At 44.0% G+C, this 20516-nt stretch carries 14 protein-coding genes; 10 read left to right on the top strand and 4 right to left on the bottom strand.

Going from position 1 to position 20516, the window contains the following annotated elements; translation table 11 throughout:
- Positions 1-50: 50 nt before the first annotated feature.
- Positions 51-1817, bottom strand: a complete 1767-nt coding sequence (locus tag MHB71_RS11305; RefSeq protein ID WP_340029619.1) for an ABC transporter substrate-binding protein — start codon at positions 1815-1817, stop codon at positions 51-53.
- Between the two features lie 329 nt (positions 1818-2146).
- Between MHB71_RS11305 and MHB71_RS11300 the strand changes: the two genes are divergently transcribed.
- The 3 genes from MHB71_RS11300 to MHB71_RS11290 all read left to right on the top strand — a co-directional run bounded on the left by MHB71_RS11300 (position 2147) and on the right by MHB71_RS11290 (position 7497).
- Entirely contained in the window at positions 2147-3382 is a 1236-nt protein-coding gene (locus MHB71_RS11300) for an MFS transporter (protein ID WP_340029618.1), read from the top strand.
- Between the two features lie 603 nt (positions 3383-3985).
- Positions 3986-5731 carry an ABC transporter ATP-binding protein gene (locus MHB71_RS11295; protein WP_340029617.1) on the top strand — a complete coding sequence of 582 codons (1746 nt, stop codon included), beginning with the start codon at positions 3986-3988 and terminating at the stop codon, positions 5729-5731.
- Positions 5728-7497, top strand: a complete 1770-nt coding sequence (locus MHB71_RS11290) for an ABC transporter ATP-binding protein (protein ID WP_340029616.1) — start codon at positions 5728-5730, stop codon at positions 7495-7497. Before MHB71_RS11295 ends, MHB71_RS11290 begins: the two co-directional genes overlap by 4 nt.
- Positions 7498-7612: 115 nt before the next feature.
- Here the strand turns inward: MHB71_RS11290 and cyoE are convergent, their stop codons facing one another.
- Complete coding sequence (gene cyoE, locus MHB71_RS11285) at positions 7613-8542, bottom strand: heme o synthase (protein ID WP_036608378.1); 930 nt, start codon at positions 8540-8542, stop codon at positions 7613-7615.
- Between the two features lie 462 nt (positions 8543-9004).
- Here cyoE and MHB71_RS11280 point away from each other — a divergent pair, with 462 nt between their 5' ends.
- The 6 genes from MHB71_RS11280 (at position 9005) to MHB71_RS11255 (ending at position 17578) form a co-directional block, all read left to right on the top strand.
- Positions 9005-9925: an NAD(P)/FAD-dependent oxidoreductase gene (locus MHB71_RS11280; protein WP_340030165.1), complete on the top strand. Its 921-nt coding sequence runs from the start codon at positions 9005-9007 to the stop codon at positions 9923-9925.
- Between the two features lie 299 nt (positions 9926-10224).
- Positions 10225-13464: a cytochrome P450 gene (locus MHB71_RS11275; protein ID WP_340029615.1), complete on the top strand. Its 3240-nt coding sequence runs from the start codon at positions 10225-10227 to the stop codon at positions 13462-13464.
- A 127-nt stretch (positions 13465-13591) separates the two neighbouring features.
- A complete protein-coding gene (locus tag MHB71_RS11270) occupies positions 13592-13906 on the top strand; it encodes a hypothetical protein (protein WP_340029614.1) in 315 nt (104 codons plus the stop codon).
- Between the two features lie 574 nt (positions 13907-14480).
- Positions 14481-15068, top strand: coding sequence for a TetR/AcrR family transcriptional regulator (locus MHB71_RS11265; RefSeq protein ID WP_047842796.1), 588 nt, complete (start codon positions 14481-14483; stop codon positions 15066-15068).
- A 68-nt stretch (positions 15069-15136) separates the two neighbouring features.
- Complete coding sequence (locus MHB71_RS11260) at positions 15137-16618, top strand: DHA2 family efflux MFS transporter permease subunit (protein ID WP_047844296.1); 1482 nt, start codon at positions 15137-15139, stop codon at positions 16616-16618.
- A gap of 312 nt (positions 16619-16930) precedes the next feature.
- Positions 16931-17578, top strand: coding sequence for a hypothetical protein (locus MHB71_RS11255; RefSeq protein WP_340029613.1), 648 nt, complete (start codon positions 16931-16933; stop codon positions 17576-17578).
- Between the two features lie 88 nt (positions 17579-17666).
- Here MHB71_RS11255 and MHB71_RS11250 read toward each other — a convergent pair whose 3' ends face one another.
- Entirely contained in the window at positions 17667-18644 is a 978-nt protein-coding gene (locus MHB71_RS11250) for an alpha/beta hydrolase (RefSeq protein ID WP_340029612.1), read from the bottom strand.
- Between the two features lie 234 nt (positions 18645-18878).
- On the opposite strand from MHB71_RS11250, the gene MHB71_RS11245 reads away from it, so the two are divergent.
- Entirely contained in the window at positions 18879-19856 is a 978-nt protein-coding gene (locus MHB71_RS11245; protein WP_340029611.1) for an MBL fold metallo-hydrolase, read from the top strand.
- A gap of 53 nt (positions 19857-19909) precedes the next feature.
- Here MHB71_RS11245 and MHB71_RS11240 read toward each other — a convergent pair whose 3' ends face one another.
- Positions 19910-20491, bottom strand: coding sequence for a LysE family transporter (locus MHB71_RS11240; RefSeq protein WP_036608363.1), 582 nt, complete (start codon positions 20489-20491; stop codon positions 19910-19912).
- Positions 20492-20516 lie beyond the last annotated feature (25 nt).

Below are 20516 nucleotides of genomic sequence, written 5' to 3'. Positions count from 1 at the left end.
AGCTGCTAGCTTATCATAAATAGGCTAGCAGCTTTTTTATGCACAAATCTCTAAGGATTTTTGATCCACAATTTGGAGATGTCCAGATAACCGAATTCTGCGATCTGCATGCCAAAGATGCTCTGATCCAGTTCAGCCTGCTTGTTCATGTGACACCCATGCAATATCCAGCAGTGATCACGTAGCAAGGCTTCAGCTTCATCCAGGAGCGCAGTACGTTCTGCCCGATGAAGCTTTGCAAAATGATCCAGTTTGTCATCCAATAGAGACTGGAATGCAGGAGACATACACATATGAAAATGGTTGGACAGGTTTTTGAAAAAATGAATCATGCCGTACTGCCAATCTTCCTCCAGTATCTCTTCAGCCAGAATCAATTGTGCGTTTGTGCTTTCCTCTGAGTTGAAATAATCCACAACGGCCTGCATGCTGATGTTCATTCCGATGGACTGCGCACGACATTGAAACCACTCCGCAACGTCTGCATCTTTATTATGCTTATATGATAATGTTATCTTCTCACCCTGGTACCCACAGTTATGCAACAATTCACGAGCATGCTCAAGAGAGGCAGCGGTCCAGTCTTGGGCTGCACTTCTCCAAGGCAGAAAGCTGCTGGCTGGTGTGATCCGATTCCCGCCAAGATCTCGGACAAGCGCGACCGAATCATAGACGATACGCAGGGCTTGTCGAAATAGGGGATGATGATGGATGCCTTCCTTGTGAAAATTGAACAGTATATACTGACAACCCAGCGCCGGATAATTGATGCTGTTCGTCTGATCACAGCCTGTTGCGAGACTCAATCGATCTGTACCGGGTAGCTCATAATAGCGATCATTCGGACTCAGGTCAGGCACAAACCAGAAATGGACTTGATCCAGATGTGGCCGGATGCCGTAGTACGCATCAAAAGCGGTAAGCTCCAGCACATCTGCATTCAGATCAGAGATCTGAAAAGGACCAGTCCCAATTAATGTCTTGGCTACATTGTAATCGTAGGGCAGGATTGTCATCCGAATACAACTGAACAGATGCAAGAAAAACCGATTAGGACGATGTAGAACAAACTTGATACAGTAATCACCAGCTACTTCCGCTCGTTCAATATCCCGATATAACCAGATGGAGGGACTATGTACATCAATCAATCGTTGCAACGTCGCTTGAACATCCCGGGATGTCATGATACGTCCGTTGTGGAAACGTACACCTTTCCGGAGATAGAAGGTCCATAAGCGATGGTCCTCGCTACACTCCCACATGTGCGCCAGTGCTGGCAGGAATGATTCTGTCTTGGCGTCATAAGTGATCAATGTATTACAGACCTGGCTTAATAGGTAGGTTTCAAATGCAGTATAAACAAAGGCTGGGTCCAAACCACCTAACTGGCGTGACCTCATGATGCGCAGGATATCCTGACCAGAGGCAGTTTCATCGTGGCCGTGAAATCCCATCTGTTGATGAAGGGAGAGCATGAGCTGTTCTCGCAATGTATCATCCATCTGAACGGTTCCGATGAGTTCAATGGCATCTTTCATTTTGCCTTTACCCAAAAGTTCGGTAAAACTCGCTTCCAACGCTTCATTCATGCTACGCAGCATCGTTAACTCCGAATGATGTCCACGACCACGCCCAGGCTGCCAATGGATAAAGCCTTGTTCCTCCAATTTTCTGAGAATGAATTTCACATTACGAGGGGTGCAGCACAAGGCAGCGGACAGGCTATCAATCGTTACCGCTACAGGTTCATGAAGTTTGAATGAAAGTTGTTCAGCGCCGGCGAGCCTTATAAAGTGTGTATGTAGGGTATCCATGGTCATGACTCCTCTATTAAAGGTGAAAAGTGTGATCATATGTTTACACTTTTATTTCCCCCTTTTATCCTTACAATTATACATTAGAAGATGTAGTTCAAAAAGTCCGCTTTTGATTACGAAAGATGCCTAAAGACATCATCAGCATCGAATATGGAATTCAGCCGAAATGTCCGTTGCTCACGTAGTTTTCCCTACGCTCCGCTACTCCATTTCTAGCTTAATCCCATCTTCTCGGTACTGAAAACCGAACTTTTTGAACACGAATTAGTAGAGGTTGTTCAAAAAGTTCGCTTTTGAAGCACTTAGAAAGAATAGGAGAAGTTCGCATGAAGCAATATTTAAGGCAAATTCACCCCTTGGCATGGACGATCATTATCGGAACCATGTTTGGACGTCTTGTGACGTCAATGAGTATCCCGTTTCTATCCATCTATCTGACACGTGTGTTAGATGCTACACCGACCCAGACCGGTGTTACTGTGGCTGTTAGCTCGCTGGCAGGTGTCATGGTCAGTTTTTATGGAGGTTATATTTCTGACCGGATCGGGCGCAAAATTGTGATGTTAATCTCGGTATTTAGCTGGGCAGGCGTGTTTTTTATTTTTTCAGCAGCAGAGCATCTATGGGTGTTTTTTGTTGCCAATACGTTAAACGGATTATGCCGCGCAGTATTTGAGCCCACCTCCAGAGCGCTGTTATCGGATATTACTTCTCCGCAGAACAAATTGCTGGTGTTCAACCTCAGATATGCTGCAGTTAATCTTGGTGTGGTCTTTGGGCCAATTATCGGATTTCAGCTGGGATCATCTGAATCAACGTTCCCATTTGTGATTTCCGGCTTGATATACATAGCCTATGGACTTGTATTATTTCTTCAATTCAAGCTGCAGCATGCCAATCTGCCAGAGCGTCATCAGGCAACCGCACCACGTTTGCGTGAAGCACTCATAACCACCGGTCGCGACCGGGTATTTCTGCCGGTATTAATCGGTACCACATTTTGTGTGCTGGGTTACGGACACTTCAGTTCTACGTTGGCACAGTACTTGGCGAGGAGCCCGATCTTTGAGAACGGAAGTCAGATGTTCTCGTACATGCTATCCCTGAATGCCGTGACGGTACTGATTATTCAGTATCCTCTTGTGAGAACCTTCCGAAACTTCCCACCGCTTGTTCCTCTGATTGTGGGTAACTTGCTGGTGGCAACCAGTCTGATGATGGTTGGAATCGCTGAAGGTGTACTCATGATGATGATGAGTGTCATACTATTTACCATTGGGGAAGTGTTGTTGTTCACCATGATGGATATGCTCATTGACCGGATTGCAAAGCCGGAATGGAAAGGGACGTATTTCGGTACTATCGGCTTCAATAATATCGGTAGTGTCATTGCTCCTGTCATGGGAGGGGTGTTGTTAAGTCAATTTGGAGCGGAGAATGGACTCGCTGTCTTTCTACCGATTGCACTGACGACTGCCCTGGGAGTACCTTTTCTTCTGATCGCACATAGACGTCTTGTTGTTAGAGAAAAACAAACAGAGCCTACATCATTAAGTATGTAACAAGAATTGAAAAGTTTAATGGCATGAATTAAATAACAATTCAGTTAAAATTATCTTGACGGATGTTAGTCCAGCGAATACAATAAACAACAAATATGTGAAACGGGTGGGATGATGATTATGTTTATGCCTATACAGATTTCGAATCGATAACTGAATACGCATGAGCATAGTGACATTAATCCAATTTTTTTGCAATGATCGCGTTGGGACAGTCATGTTTGTGCACCTCTGTCGTGGACGCTCATCATTATTGCGATACAGAGGAGATACGGGAAATGCTTTGCATTTCATTCGATCTCTTTTGGCTACAAGCTGTAGATGAACATTAGTTCATCTATGGCTTTTTTGCATGCATTCCACCCAATTTGTTCACATGGAAAGGAGCGTTTGGAGCGTTATTTTATAAAAAACTAACTTGTTAAAAAGGAGAATGTACAATGGTCAACATATGTTCTACATATCAATTATGGGCGGGAAATTCCGATTTTAATGTCATTATGTATGACTCATCCTAGTGATCGCAAATTTGCTGTCGTTAAGATCATCAACAAATATGAATAGCCAAGAACAATTAAATAAACCGATAAAGAGGTGGGACCTGTGCCCAAAACAGAGAAAATCTCCATGTCATGGCTGCTGCGTTATCTAAAACCCGTTAAAGGACGGCTGGCCTTACTTTTAATCATGTTGCTCACATCAACGGGGCTTCAGCTTTTGAATCCACAGATTATTAAACGATTTATTGATACAGCAGCAAGTGGGGGAGTCCTCACCAATCTTGTTCAGCTCGCAGGAATATTTCTGGTTGTTGCCGTGTTTAATCAACTCATCACGGTAGCGGTCAGTTATTTGGGGAACGACGTGGCCTGGCGGGCCACGAATCAACTGCGCGGAGATCTGCTGAAGCACTGCCTGCGTCTTGATATGCGTTTTCATAATGTGAAAACACCTGGAGAGATGATTGAACGTGTGGATGGTGACGTAACGAGTATCTCCAATTTTTTCGCAATGTTCATTGTGCAAGTGATCGGGAGTTTTGTGCTGCTGGCCGGAATTCTCGGATTCATGTTCAGTGTTAATGTGCCCATTGCTTTGGTGATGACCGTGTTCACATTATTATCGATCCTTTTCATGGTCTTTATCCGAAATCTAGGCGTGGACTCTTCCAAAAATGAACGTGCGGCAAGTGCCTCTCTGTTCGGATTAATTGAAGAACGCATTGCCGGGATTGAAGATGTGCAAGCAAATGGTCATGTGCCTTATGTGATGAACCGCTTTTACCGCACGATGCGCACGGTATTCCGTAAGGGGAGAAAAGCCTGGCTGCTACGGGTTATTCCGTGGAATACCACAGTAGTTCTGTTCGCACTGGCGGTCACTGCGGTGCTTTTGCTGGGTGTGCATTATTATATGGAAGGTCTAATTAGTATCGGAACATTATTTCTGATCTACCAATATACGCAGATGCTGAATGATCCGATTGAGATGCTTGGAGATCAGGTGCAGGAGTTTCAAAAAGCAAAATCAGGCATGCTGCGCTCCAGAGAGCTGTTGTCCATGCAAAGTGTGATTGAAGAAGGCACAGAGGAGCAATTGCCGGAAGGACCTCTTGGTCTGGAATTCAGCCAGGTGCACTTCAGTTATAACCAGGATAAACCGGTATTGCACGACATTACTTTTGCTATTAAGCCTGGTGAACGTCTGGGAATCATCGGTCGCACAGGGAGCGGCAAATCGAGTCTTAGTCGTGTTCTTCTCCGGCTGTATAATCTGGATCGGGGTACGATTCGTGTAGGTGGAACGGATATCACAGAGCTTTCGTTACAAGCACTCTATCGCCGGGTGGGTATGGTGACACAGGATGTACAGCTGTTTGATGGCACGCTGCGTGACAATCTGACCCTGTTCAATGGGGATGTATCGGATCAGATGATCAAGGAAACGACGGATCGCCTTGGACTTAGCCAATGGATTAATTCACAACCAGAAGGACTTAATACGTATCTGGCTGCAGGTGGAGCTTCATTGTCGGCAGGGGAAGCGCAGTTATTTGCCCTAACCCGCGTATTCCTGACCGAACCGAGTCTGGTTATTCTGGATGAGCCGTCGTCACGTCTGGATGCTGCGACCGAAGGTATGCTGCAATCTGCAATTGATCAGTTAATGAAACGATCCACCGGAGTCATCATTGCTCACCGACTGGCTACACTGGAGAAAGTGGACCGGATTATGGTGCTAGGTGATGGGAAGGTACTGGAATTTGGAGCGAGAGAAGAACTTGCCAGTAACCCGGCATCTCACTATGCCAGACTGCTCATTACAGGCCGAGAGGAGGAATTGGCATGACTGTAGCAGGATTTATAGGCCGTTTGTTTCGATTCAGGCCTTTGTTGTTTATAATCAACGGATTGTTATGGTGTATATTTCATTCCTTGCCGTTAGCTATTGGTATTGGGATGCAGTGGTTTTTTGATCGCACAACAGCGGGTTCTAATGACTACATGTGGCTTGCTGTGCCGCTTATCTTTATTGCTTTGGTCCGAATGGCACGGGTGGGCACATTTTTTGTAGCCTTCTATGCATGGGTTACGTATCTGTATCATGTTCAGGCGATTTTGCGAACCAACATGCTCGCAGCAATCATGCGCTGGCCTGGGCGTAATCTTCCGGCTTCACCAGGGGAGGCGATGAGTCGCTTTCGGGATGATGTCGATGAAGTCGTCGAGTATGTAGAATCATGGGTGGACTTCTGGGGACGGCTCGTATTTGCTGTTGTGTCCATCGTCATTATGGCGAACATTAATTGGCAGATCACATTGGTTGCCGTGCTGCCATTGGTGGTCGTTACCTTACTTAACAACCTGTCCGGAAATCGGGCTCGGAAGTATGCACAGGTTAATCGTGAAGCGACTGGGCGAATTACCAGTTTTATTGCGGAAACGTTTGGAGCAGTGCAAGCCCTGAAACTGGGTCAGGCCGAAGAGAATGTCTCTTCACGTTTCAACCAGTTGAATGAAGATCGTCGCCAGGCTGCACTTCGAGACAATCTGTTCAAGCAGTGGATGAGATCGATGAATCAGCATGTTCTAAGTATCTGTACCGGATTGATTCTACTGATGTGTGCAGCTGAGATGAAAGCAGGGAATTTTACCGTAGGTGATTTTGCCTTATTCACCAGTTATCTGGCCAATATCGGATTTAGCATTTCACTGTTTGGTTATATGGTGTTTCAGCACAAAAGGCTCAAGGTATCCTATGATCGTATGCGTAAGCTATTCCGCCCAGGGGAAGAAGACCAGATCATGGATTCGAGGGAAATCTATCTGTATGAAGATCCGCCGGAACTTGTAAGTGAACAGAGGGACCCTAAGGAGAAGTTGCAATCTCTTGAGGTGAATAAGCTGACTTATCAATATCCGAATTCTGAAAATGGCATAGAAGAGATCAGTTTTCGTCTGAAACGCGGACAATTTCTTGTGATTACGGGACGGATCGGATCAGGTAAATCAACGCTTGTACGAACACTTCTTGGACTGTTACCCAAACAAAAAGGGGACATTCACTGGAATGGAGCGGCTGTTGATCCAGCCACATTCCTGATGCCGCCTAGAGCCGCGTATACCCCTCAAGTGCCAAGATTGTTCAGTGATACGTTGAAAGAAAATATCGTCCAGGGCAAACAGGGTAACACCGAGCAAGCCCTTGAAAAAGCCATTCGTCTGGCTGTGATGGAGAAGGATATCAAACATCTGGATCAGGGGCTTGAGACCCCGGTTGGTCCCAGAGGGGTGATGCTGTCAGGCGGGCAGATTCAGCGCGCGGCCACAGGACGCATGTTAATGACGGAGGCGGACCTGTTTATCTTTGATGACCTGTCCAGTGCACTGGATGTGGAGACAGAACAACAAGTATGGGAAGGGCTGTTCCAAGAGCCGGATGTCACCTGCATCGCAGTTTCTCACCGCAGGGTAGCACTTTCCAAAGCAGATCACATTATCGTGATGAAAGATGGACGCATTGAAGCCGAGGGAAGTTTGGCCGAATTGCTTGCCACCAATGAAGAGATGCAGCTGCTGTGGCAAGGGGAACAAACCCCCGCCAAAGTTGGATAGCTTAAAAAATTTAGAAAAGATAATAAAAAAACAAAAAAGCCTTACAGACGCTCCTTGAAAGAGGACAGTCTGTAAGGCTTTTTATCGTTATAACGAGTGGAAAGATGGAATATTTTTATCTCATCATCTGAGCAATCAAGGAATACGCAATGATGACCAGGAAGATAATAGTGATATGGTTAATGGAGAAGATAAACATCCGTTTGGACCATTTCTCTGTTTCTTTCTTGTCAAAGGTAGCCACACTGAGAATGAGCCAAGCCAAGCTAACCAGAAATGCCACAATAGCGACAAATGGACTCATCGGCCAGAATAAAAAGCTGGAGATCAGTAACAGTACCAGATACACATTTGTCTGAATGTATGTCCGTCTGATGCCTTTAACAACGGGTAGCATGGGAACACCAGCAGCTTTGTATTCGTCAAAACGACGAATCGCAATCCCGTAGAAGTGAGGCATTTGCCATAAGAGCATCGTAACGACCAATGCCCAGATCTCAAAATGACCCAGTTCCGGTGAAATGGCTGCCCAACCGATGAGTGGAGGCACAGCACCCGAAAGACTTCCCACTTCCGTGTTGTAGATCGTTGTACGTTTGGTCCACATCGTGTAAGGGAACACGTACAGCAACAGACCCAAAATACCAAATACAGCAGCGGATGGGGAAGCGATGTACAACATGATGCCCCCGATGATGGTGATTGCAATACCGAGAATTAGACCCGACTTGGTATCTACGCGTCCCGTAACGGTAGGACGTTTCTTCGTACGTTCCATGATCGCATCAATATCACGATCATACAAGTTGTTAAACACCCCTGCAGCTCCAATAATGAGAGAAGATCCAATAAAGGAAAGGATGATTGGTACAATATTAGCTAAGATTGAAGCATCAAATACATATAAAGCCAAACTTAAACCCGCAAACATGGCGATCAGGTTGGACTTGATGATTCCGATTTTGATCGTATCGAAGAATACTTTCGGAATCGAGCTATACTCCAGGCTGATATTGGTCTGTGAACCATTGTTCAATGTTTTCAAGAACTCACTTCCTATATCTATACTTGTATATTATGTCGCTATTATACCATTCAATACACTATGTGATTTAATTAACGTTTTAGTATTTAAAATAATGTCATTTGATTGTGAACAATTTAAAAACAAGGTTGTTTTTAATTGTTAAATAATTATTTCTGTGTTACAGGAGAGAATCCAAAAATCCGGGTATAACAGTGATTAAAGTTTGTTCTGTCATTGTAGTGTAAGTGTAAATAATCTTTTATTCAACTCACACAGATTGGATTGAAGAACGTAGTTAAAGATATATGTTGCAAAATGGTTAGGTTTTGTTTATTGTAGATATAAGATATCTTTAATAGTCTTGTTTAAAATGTGTTCTTGTAAATCTCCGATATTACTTTCTTAAGAGAAAGCGGAGGTTATTTTTAAAGCTTAATTAGAGATATTAAATGTCTGGAAAGGGTGTATAGTATGAGTAATATGAATCAACTCTTGGATGTAATTATTATTGGTGGAGGACCAGCGGGGCTTAATGCAGCTCTAGTACTTGGCAGGGCCCGCAAGAACGTTGTGGTCATTGATGATGAGACACCGCGTAACTGGGTTACAAGGGAGACTCATGGGTTTGTGACAAGAGATGGGGCAAGTCCACGTGAATTCCGGAAAGCTGCCAAAGAACAGATTGCAGCGTATCCCTCAGTTCAATTTGCTTCCGATACGGCAACAGCGATAACAGGTAGCGATGGTGATTTTGTAGTTAAGACTACTCAGGGGGCAAGTTATCGCACGAAAAAGATTTTGTTTGCGGTAGGCAAGAAAGACCTTCCCTTGGATATTAACGGATTAACAGAAGTTTACGGTAAAAGTGCGTTTGTGTGTCCATATTGTGATGGATGGGAGTTAAGAGACCAGTCGCTGGTCATCATCGTTAGTGGAGATAAGGCATTACATATGGCAAAAGTCATATCCGGCTGGACAGAACGTTATACGATCTGTACGAATGGATCAGATTCCTTAACCGATGAGCAGCGTGAAGAGCTGAAGCGGCATAATGTTACTGTATTCAATGCACCGATTCAATCCATTAACTCTGAAGAAGGGATGGTACAGCAAGTTGTACTAAATGACGGTACAGCGATTCCATGCACAGGAGTTTTCTTCCAACCGAAACTGTTTACCGGATCAGAACTGCCAAAGGCCATCGGTTGTGAAATTACAGAGTCAGGAACGGTTATCGTTGATGCTTCCGGCAAAACATCCGTAGCGGGTGTATACAGTGCTGGTGATGCAGCATCCGAGATGTATCAGGCAATCACGGCTGCGTCTCTGGGGGCATTGTCTGCGGTGAGCATTAATAATGAATTGAATTTCGAGAAGTGGGATGAGCCAAGTCATCATTAGAATACATTAAAAAGAGTCATAAAATCATAGCGTCATTGGTTCATACAGTAGGGGATTGCATATGCAATCCTCTATTTGTTGTTATTCAATTTAAACGTTGAACGGTTCAATAGAAAGTAATTCAGCCGGAAGAAAATTTGATATTAATTCAATTATGGTTTATTGTATTATCAAATGATACATATTACTATCATTTATATAATCTTCAAAGGAGAGATCACTTATGAATGAAAGCAGAGCAGCCATCATATGGCTAACGAATACCTTGCTCCACGGCGTAGAGATAAGAGGTGATCATCATGAGTGATGCAACTTACATTCCACAGCCCAAAATGTATGGGCCACTTGGCAATCTGCCCTTAATTGATAAAGATAAACCCACGCTGTCGCTAGGCGTTCTGGCTGAACAGCATGGACCGATATATCGACTTACCGTTCCCGGTTATTCCGGTTTAATCGTATCTGGACCAGATCTTGTCGCTGAGTTGTGCGATGTGTCCCGGTTTGACAAATATGTATACAATGAACTCGAAAATGTACGTGCCTTTGGAGGCGATGGTTTATTTACAAGCAGAACATCGGAGCCCAATTGGAAAAAAGCCCATAACATCCTGCTTCCCACCTTCAGCAAACAGGCCATGAAAGGTTATCATCCCATGATGGTCGATATTGCCGAACAGTTGGTCAATAAGTGGGCACGCCTCAATTCCAACGATACGATTGATGTTGCGGATGATATGACACGCCTTACGTTGGATACCATTGGACTATGTGGATTCAATTATCGGTTTAACAGTTTTTACAGACAGGACCACAGTGCTTTTATTGAAAGCATGGTTCGGGCATTAAATGAAGCTATGCAAAAGAGCTCACGTTTGAAAATTCAGAATCTGCTTATGGTGAAAACCAAACGACAGTTCCAAGCGGATATTCAGACGATGTTCTCTCTGGTAGATCAGATTATAGAGGAACGTAAAGCGAGTTCAGCACCCGAAGAGGTCGACTTGCTCGCACGTATGTTGAATGGCAAAGATCCGGAGACTGGCGAAATGCTGGATGATGAGAACATCCGGTATCAGATTATTACATTTCTCATTGCCGGACATGAAACCACGAGTGGTCTATTATCTTTTGCTCTTTACTTTCTACTGAAAAATCCGGAATCGCTTCAAAAGGCGTATGACGAGGTGGATCAGATATTGGTCAGTGACTCACCACAGTACGAAGAAATTCTTCAGCTTTCTTATATTCGCATGATTCTTAGTGAATCGCTTCGTCTTTGGCCAACAGCTCCGGGATTTGACGTATATGCGAAAGAAGACACCGTCATAGGTGGCAAATATCCCTTAAAGAAAGGGGAAAGTTGCAGTATTCTTTTGCCCCAGCTTCACCGTGACAGAGAGGCATGGGGAGAGGATGCAGAGCTTTTCCGTCCAGAGCGATTTGAAGATACGGCGAAAGTGCCTCATCATGCGTATAAACCTTTTGGTAATGGGGAGAGAGCATGTATCGGCATGCAGTTTGCTTTATATGAAGCAACACTTGTGCTTGGCATGGTCCTTAAACATTTTGAACTGATCGATTATAGCAACTATGAGTTGGATGTTAAACAGACGCTGACATTGAAGCCGGGAGACTTCCGGATCCAGGTGAAAGCGCGTGAAGTGTCACAAAAGATGAATAAGTCTACCAGATCTGTGGAAGAGAAACCTGCTCCTGTTGTTCATAAAAATATAGCAATTGACAGCCAGAGGGGAGAAATCCTGGCCGTTGAAGCAGATGGTAAGCCTTCGCTCCTGGTGTTATATGGTTCCAATCTGGGAACGGCAGAAGGCATTGCCCGAGAGCTTGTGGAAAAAGGGCGTTCGTATGGAATCCCAAGTGAAGCAGCCACTCTGAATGAGTGTGTTGGCCGCATTCCCCGCCAAGGTGTCGTTCTTATCGTCACAGCTTCGTATAACGGTAAACCTCCGCAAAATGCTACGGCATTTGTAGACTGGTTAAAGGGAACAGAGTCAGAGAAAGCACGGGATGTAAACTATGCCGTTCTGGGCTGTGGAGATCGGAGTTGGTCCGGGACGTACCAGAGCATTCCTCGATTAATAGATGAGAGGCTTGAAGAATGGGGAGGTAAAAGACTGTTATCCCGCGGTGAAGCCGATGCCGGAGGTGACATGGAGAAACAAGTCGAGACGTGGCAGCATATGTTGTGGCCTCAGGTGTTGAGTGTCTTGGGGATTAGCGAGGAAGCAATCAAATCCTCGAAGCCAAGCGCCAGCAGACTTCAAATGGAGTTTGTCCGCGAGAAAACGGATATGCCTCTTGCACGAACTTATGATGCCAGCTATGCCACGGTTGTAGTCAATAAAGAGCTTCAGGCGCTGGGAAGTGGAAGAAGCACACGTCACATCGAAGTGTTACTGCCTGAAGGCATGAATTATAGAGAAGGCGACCATCTCGGCGTGTTGCCTAGCAATCCGAAGCAGAATGTGGATCGGATACTCAGTCGGTTCGGACTACGTGGGGATACTCCGATCCAATTAAGTTCGGACGTCAGCCATCTCACACACCTTCCACTGAACAGACCCGTCAAGATTCATGAGTTGCTCGCTCATTGTGTGGAATTGCAGACACCAGTTACCAGAACACAGTTGCAGGAGTTAGCTAATCATACGATATGTCCACCTCATAAGCGTGAACTGGAAGGCATGTTGGATGAAAACAGATACAAGGATTATATTCTTGCCAATCGAATCACCATGTTGGACCTGCTAGAAAAGTATGAGGCGTGTGAGCTGCCATTCGAAAAATTCCTTGAACTATTGCCTCCGCTTAAGCCCAGATATTATTCAATATCCAGCTCGCCAAGCCTGAATTCCGAGCAAGCAAGCATAACCGTATCGGTAGTAAGAGAGCCTGCATGGAGTGGCAAAGGCGAATACCAGGGAGTTGCTTCATCGTACCTCGCTGGTTGTCAACCCGGAGCACGTATTCTGATGTTTGTACGTACATCTGAATCCGAATTTGATCTGTTGGAAGAGGTTGATGTTCCGATGATCATGGTGGGACCAGGGACGGGGGTAGCACCATTCAGAGGTTTCCTCCAGGCGAGAGCTGTTATGAAACAGAGAGGTTTGTCTCTAAGTGAAGCGCATCTGTTCTTTGGGTGCAGGAATGATTCAGATTTCATATATCGTCAAGAGCTTGAACAATACGAGCGAGAAGGGATCGTTAAACTACACACTGCTTTTTCTCGTGCGGAGGGCGAGCCCAAAACGTATGTACAGCATCTAATGAAAGAGAATTCCGAACAGTTAATTCACATGCTGATAAACAAAGGAAAACTCTACGTATGCGGGGATGGAAGCCAGATGGCTCCTGCGGTAGAAGAGACTTTGCAACAAGCGTATCAGGAGGTGCAGGGAGCAACGGTGCAGCAAGCGAAGGACTGGCTCATTCAGATTCAGGCCGAAGGACGCTACGTGCAAGACGTGTGGGCAGGTAATAAACCGGTTGAATCCTCTCAATATATCTATTAAAACTTAAAATGAAAGAGTAGTTCACATGAATTTAATCAAATATTTTCACTATATGACAAATATTACATTTTAATAGAGTGATATCCTATATGATGAATATGTACTTAAATACGAAAGGAAGATGAAGATGAAAAAGAAACTTATGATCGGTCTTTTAACTGTCGTTGCATGTTTCACGCTTGGCTCCACATCTTTTGCAGCTAGTGTACCTTCAACTTCAGTCAATAATTTACCCGAAAGTACACAAGTCGTTCCTTACGCACAAAAGTATATAACTTGGCAAGTTATTTTACCTAAGTCTCAATTCCCAACGCTTGGTGATATTCCAATGACAGCTAGTTATAATGTTGATCCATACTGGGGACAACTCACACTTCAATCAGTTGATGGTCAGACAGGTTATACATGGACCGTGACCTACGCAGGTTATGTCAATTATTAAGTAGTAATGGAATAATGCTACTCATCCAAAAATAGCCGCTCGATTTGGAGTTTCACATCCAAATCGGCGGCTGTTTTGATTGGATTTGTAAGAACGAGTAATGACTCTTATCTGGAATCCTAAATCGTTGCTGTACTGTTGTTGGCGCTCAGGGCGGAAATCGGATCGAAAAGAGGGCCCTGTTATACGAGCAGTGCAATATCTACTGATTGAGCGGACTATCACAGAAAAGACCATGATGGACTGATCAGGTGTTATAAAGCGCATTAAACAATATCCCTGAACTTGTATACTTTGCTGTGTTCACAGCATTCCAATTTTCGAATTTAATTGAAACGATCTGAGTTGGCCTTACCCATTTACGGGGCAGTTCTTAATAGGTTCTGTTAATAAGTCTACCAAATTGTATCACTGCTTTTCTCACAAATGAAAATTTAAATGTAAAATGTTGTGATGACTGCCTTATGAGAATGCTTTCAAATTTAAATTCTAAATTTTTGATTGACAGTCCTTATCTGAACGAGTTTAATTATATAGACCGATTGTTATAATTATTTGAAGGAAGTGGCTTTCGTTGAGTGAAAAGTCTAATGCTAGAGAGTCTATTGTCAGCACAGCAGCGAGACTGTTTTTTTCACAAGGATATCATGCGACCGGTCTGAATCAGATCATCAAAGAGAGTAGTACGCCGAAAGGGTCGTTGTATCATTATTTCCCGCAAGGCAAGGAAGAGCTCGCGCACGAGTGTATTCAAAAAGCCAATGAACATATCTTGCAGACATTTGAGAAAACATTTGCAGCCCACGACAATACGGGGGATGCCATTCAGAGATTTATTCATGATTTGGCTCATGAAACAGAAGCAGCCGGGTTTACCGGATTTCTGCCATTCAGCTTCTGGGCAGCTGTGGAGACATCGTGTATTAGTCAGCAGTTGCGTATTGCATGTCAGGGTGTATTTGCAGATTGGCAGGATGTCATTAAGAAACATCTGATTCTGGATGGCGTTGGTGAAGAGAAGGCGCGGGAGACGGCACTTCTGATCATTTCTTTGATGGAGGGAGCACTGATTATCAGCCTGACGAATCAGGATAAACAGCCTCTGCTGACGGCTGCTGAGTATTTGTCGGTTGTGACGAAGAACGCCAAACAGATTCAATAATTTATACCAAGAGACAGAGAAAAAGAAAGTTCGATACGTTTGAGGAGGATGGGATCGTGGAGGTTTCCATGAAGGCTGATTCTGCACAGAATCAACAAGAAACAAAGCAATACAAGGTATTTCCGATTTTGTTCGCGATGCTACTGAGCGGCTTTATTGGTCTGTTTGGAGAAACGGCATTAAACGTGGCATTGACGCCACTTATGGCTCTACTGGAAGTAGGTCCTACAACGATTCAATGGTTAACTACAGGTTACTTGCTTGTGTTGGGAATCCTGGTACCGGTATCCGGTATGCTGTTGCAGTGGTTTACCACTAGACAGTTGTTTACAACATCTTTGATTTTCTCGATTGCAGGAACATTTGTTGCTGCACTTGCACCTAGCTTCGAAATTCTGTTGGTGGCACGGGTACTGCAGGCGATAGGTACAGCGCTATTGTTGCCACTGATGTTTAACACCATATTGGTTATTTTCCCGATTGAAAAACGTGGTGCTGCCATGGGATTGATTGGTTTGGTTATTATGTTTGCACCAGCAAGCGGTCCGAGTATCTCCGGTCTGATTCTGGCTAATCTGAGCTGGCATTGGATCTTCTGGATCTCCTTGCCGTTCTTCATTATCTCACTGGTATGCGGCTTGTTGTTCTTGCCAAATATTTCGAAATTGACCAAGCCCAAAATTGACGTACTGTCCATTATCCTTTCTACCCTTGGTTTTGGTGGTATCGTATACGGCTTCAGTAGTGCAGGGGGACATGGAGAAACTGGTGGAGGCTGGACGAGTCCGGTCGTTGTTGCCACTCTCGTTATTGGTGTGTTGTCCTTGCTGTTATTCAGTATCCGTCAGTTGAGAATGAAACAGCCAATGATGGATTTGCGAGCGTTCAAATATCCGATGTTTACGATTGGCTTGATCCTGATATTCATCTGTATGATGATGATGCTGTCATCCATGCTGATCCTGCCAATGTATCTGCAACAAGGTATGGCCGTTACAGCGTTAACTGCCGGACTGGTTCTATTGCCGGGTAGTCTGCTGAATGGTTTACTGTCTCCGGTCATGGGCCGACTGTTTGACAAGTTTGGTCCGAAGTGGCTTGTGATTATTGGTCTGGCTGTCGTAACGGTTGTACTCTTCATGTACACTGGAATTACACCTACAACAACACTGGCAAAAATCATTACGCTGCATGTGTTCATGATGGTCGGAATCTCGATGATTATGATGCCTGCACAAACGAATGGTCTGAACCAATTGCCACGTGAGTATTATCCTCACGGTACTGCCATCATGAATACGTTGCAACAGGTATCCGGAGCGATCGGTACGGCTGTTGCGGTAAGTATACTGAGCGCAGGACAATCCCGCTTTTTGAGCGGAGTAGCGAACCCGGAAAGTCCAGAAAATCAACTGGCAGGTTTCACGTCAGGTGTACAGAATGCGTTTGTATTCGCATTAGTTCTGTCGATTATCGGTCTGATTACTTCACTCTTTGTGAAACGGGTCAAAGTAGGATCAACGCCAGGACAACAAGGTCCTATGCATTAATCCATTAAGTAACAATAATAATTAGATATTGTATAAGAGCGATGTGTCCCTTAACTTTAAGGACGCATCGCTTTTTTTCGTACTTATTCTATACTTTTTTGGTGTTGACGTGAAACGGGTTACAGCCTTTAGAGTAAAAATGTAGCCGGAATACGGCGGTTTAAAGAATGAATTTCAGAGCAAATACTTCATGTACCGGCAAAATTGTATATGTTCATACTAATATAAAAGGGTAATATAGAATGTAATAGTACAATTTTCAACCAATTCGAAAACGGTTTATATTTTATTTTTAATCAAGGAGACTTCATTATGATCATCATCAATCCCATTGGCAACAGCATTGAAAAGATGCTGTTGCACTACGAAAAAAATGGCCATCTTACTCTACAGGCTTCGCTTATTAGTAATAACTCGGTTGTATATAAATTGCAAGACTATTGTCTCAAGGTATATGCTTCACGTGCAAAATTGGATGGGGAGATAGAAAGTGAGGCACTTAGGGCATTGCAGAGTAATCCTTATGCACCTAAATTGTATGCGTATTCACCAGGGGAGTACACCCTGACAGAGTGGATTGAAGCATTCAAACTGAAACAGTACCGTGTGACCTATGGACACATTCCTCCCAACTTGATATACGATATGTTTACGACGGAACTTCAGCAGATTCATGCTGGATATTGGGACTGGGATGTCATTCGTTATGAGAATTTGCTCTGGACCAAGACAGGTGATGTGAAGAGAACGAACTTTTGGTTGTGTGAGCCTGTAAACTCCAGACGTGAGAGCTTATATAACCAGGTCATTCAAAGAATTGATAACATCTACAATGGCGATCGTACCGAAATGGAGGCGATGGAACAGTACTTTTATCGTCACCAGTTGACTGAATTAGAGATCGAACAAGCTTTCAGCGATTTCAGGTCCCAACGGCCAAGATTGGCGATAGCACAATAAATCTCATACTTAAAACCCCAAAGATATTAGAGATACCTTTGGGGTTTCTTTCATGATATAACATTGCCTTACTTTAGCAGAGTGCACGTTACTTCTTCACCAGGGCCAATATCTCTTCCGCAACGAGGTCAGGGCGATATTGATGGATGTAATGATCGGTATCTTTAATGGTTACCTGTTTAGAATCATCTGACCAGGATTTGAATTCTACTTGGGATTTATCCCATTCGGGTTCACTTGCACCGAGGTAATCAGCCGTCAGTATGGTCAGTGGAAACGGTAAGGTTTGTTTGTGATCTACAACCACTTTGGCATTGGCAGCTATTTCACGTAATTCATCCAACGTGTTCACATTACCATAGTTGTGCAACAGCGCAGTTGTATCCAATTTTTTCAGATCATCGGGTACAAGTTTCAGTTCATTACGATTGGCATTAGAAGTTTCGACAACCATGTCAGATTGCATGGAGAGGCGGAATAGTCCGGTTTGGATACGGAATTTATTCGCAAAACCACCAATTGTGTCTGCCAAAGAGTCATCGTCATTCGAATAATATTCGGGGCTTCCGCCATCAATCATGACGATACCCTTGACGAGATCAGGGTATTTTTGTGCGAAACGGATGGTTTCCAGCGAGCCGAGCGAATGTCCAACTAATACATAAGGTGGTTTCTGTCCGGATACCTGCAACAACTCGTGTAATTCTTCAGCTACGGTATCGACATCACGTTTTTTATCGGTCTGATCGCTATATCCATAGCCAAATCGGTCATATACAGCGAATTTTGTGTTGGGAGCAAGCTTTTCATATAATGGATAATAATCTACATAGGGATTAGCGGTCCCCCAGCCGGAGGCGAGTACTACCGTTACATCGCCTTCTCCACCAGTATATAGATGCATATTGTCTCCATGGACTTCGTACAGCTTACCAGGGGGGACGAGTGTTTTGGCATCCTGCCTTAGACCCACTTGTTGGTAGATCACGCCAGTACCCAGAAGCAACAGAACTATCGCCAGGTCAAATATCAAAAACTTAACTAATCTTTTACGCCATTTCTTCATGTTCTCTCACATACTCTCCATGTATTTTCTCTATCATATATGCCCAATCTTATAGGAGAGAAAACAGAGTCTTAATTCTATCTTAATTGAGTTTATTTCCGATCATGGGGAATGGGCGTGTTCTAGTGAAAATTGTATATCAACGGCCAATGAATTAATATATAGCTACGATATGAATAGTTCTCTTCCAAATATTGAACCTAGATTGATTATATAGAACAGAAGGTATGTATAATGACAAAATACGAAAATCAGCTCCCGACATCGGCAGGCATGAACTTCAAGTCCCTGATCAGTATATTGAGAGATTCAATGCGTGGCAATGTAGAGCGGAGGCCATCTGGCACGATGCCTATGGAGATATGTGAACCTGCTGAAACCTTCAGTGCATCCGATAATCCACAGGTTACATGGTTCGGACATTCGGCTTTTTTACTCGAAATTGAAGGGCACAGATTGCTCTTTGATCCGATGCTGGGCAATCGTCCATCCCCCGTATCCTGGGTGGGTACCAAACGATACAGCACCAATCTACCGATTCAACCGGAAGATTTCCCAACACTGGATGCAATCATTATATCGCATGACCATTATGATCATCTGGATTATGACTCCATTCGCAGATTGAAGGATAAAACAAAGCGATTTATCGTACCGCTTGGGGTACGTCGTCGTCTGATTCAACTGGGTGTGCCTTCGGAACAGATTACTGAACATAACTGGTGGGATGAGTTATCGTTCAAAGGTTTAACATTCGCTTGCACGCCAGCAAGACATTTCTCTGGCAGAGGATTATTCGACCGTAATTCTACTTTATGGTGTTCGTGGGTTATCGCTGGACAACATACGAAGGTGTTCTTTAGTGGGGACAGCGGATACGGTCCTCATTTCAAGGAAATTGGCAGTAAATATGGTCCATTTGACCTGACCTTGATGGAGTGTGGGCAATATGACGAGCGTTGGTCCAACATTCACATGATGCCGGAAGAAACAGTGCAAGCACACTTGGATGTAGGGGGTAAGTTGCTTATTCCGATTCATTGGGCCGCATTTACGCTTGCCTATCATGCCTGGAATGAACCAGTCGAACGGATTACGAAGGCTGCACATGCTTTGAATGTTAAGATTGCAACTCCCAAAATCGGCGAGAAGGTTGTGCTTCATACGGAGGATTATCCTACACATCCATGGTGGAGACCGGAATTAGGATAAAAAAATAAAAGCGTTCAGCTCATTGAATGAGTGGACGCTTTTTCTATTACATTTTACATCAGGATTGATAGTGCACTGTAAATTAACAACATACCCATGACGATATTAACAGGACGCTCGTATCTTAATAAAAAGCTCTGGAATAACATGCCACCGAACGCCCAGGTCATATTGGCACTAATACCGATGAAGGTGAGCAGCAAGGAAAATACAATTAAATGAACATGGGACTGCCCAAGAGGCAGAACAAAAACGGATATGGCAGTAAGCCCATACAGAATGACTTTGGGATTGATGAATTGCAGGGTGAACCCAAATAGAAATGAATAATGATTAACCTTGTTTTCTTGCGAATCTGCAGGTTTACTTCGCATGATTTTGAGAGCCAGATAGAGCATATACACACACCCTAATACGTTCAATACGGGTGCGATCCTGGGAATATATTGATGAAGAATAAGGTTGAAATAACTGGATAGAAACATAATTAGCAGGCAGCCGGCTGCAACTCCACTAATAAAAGGAAGGGTCTTGCGGAACCCCTGATTTCTGGCATGCGTCATGGAAATGATGTTGTTGGGTCCGGGTGTAAATGAAGCGATGATTGCATAGGTCACTAAAGGTATAATGTTCATGGTTCCTCCACGTTTTCTTAGTTGT

It is taken from the genome of Paenibacillus sp. FSL H7-0940 (genome assembly GCF_037979415.1).
GTDB lineage: Bacteria > Bacillota > Bacilli > Paenibacillales > Paenibacillaceae > Paenibacillus > Paenibacillus amylolyticus.
The sequence above is the reverse complement of the archived record's forward strand: the minus strand, read 5'-3'. Positions and strand labels throughout refer to the sequence as shown.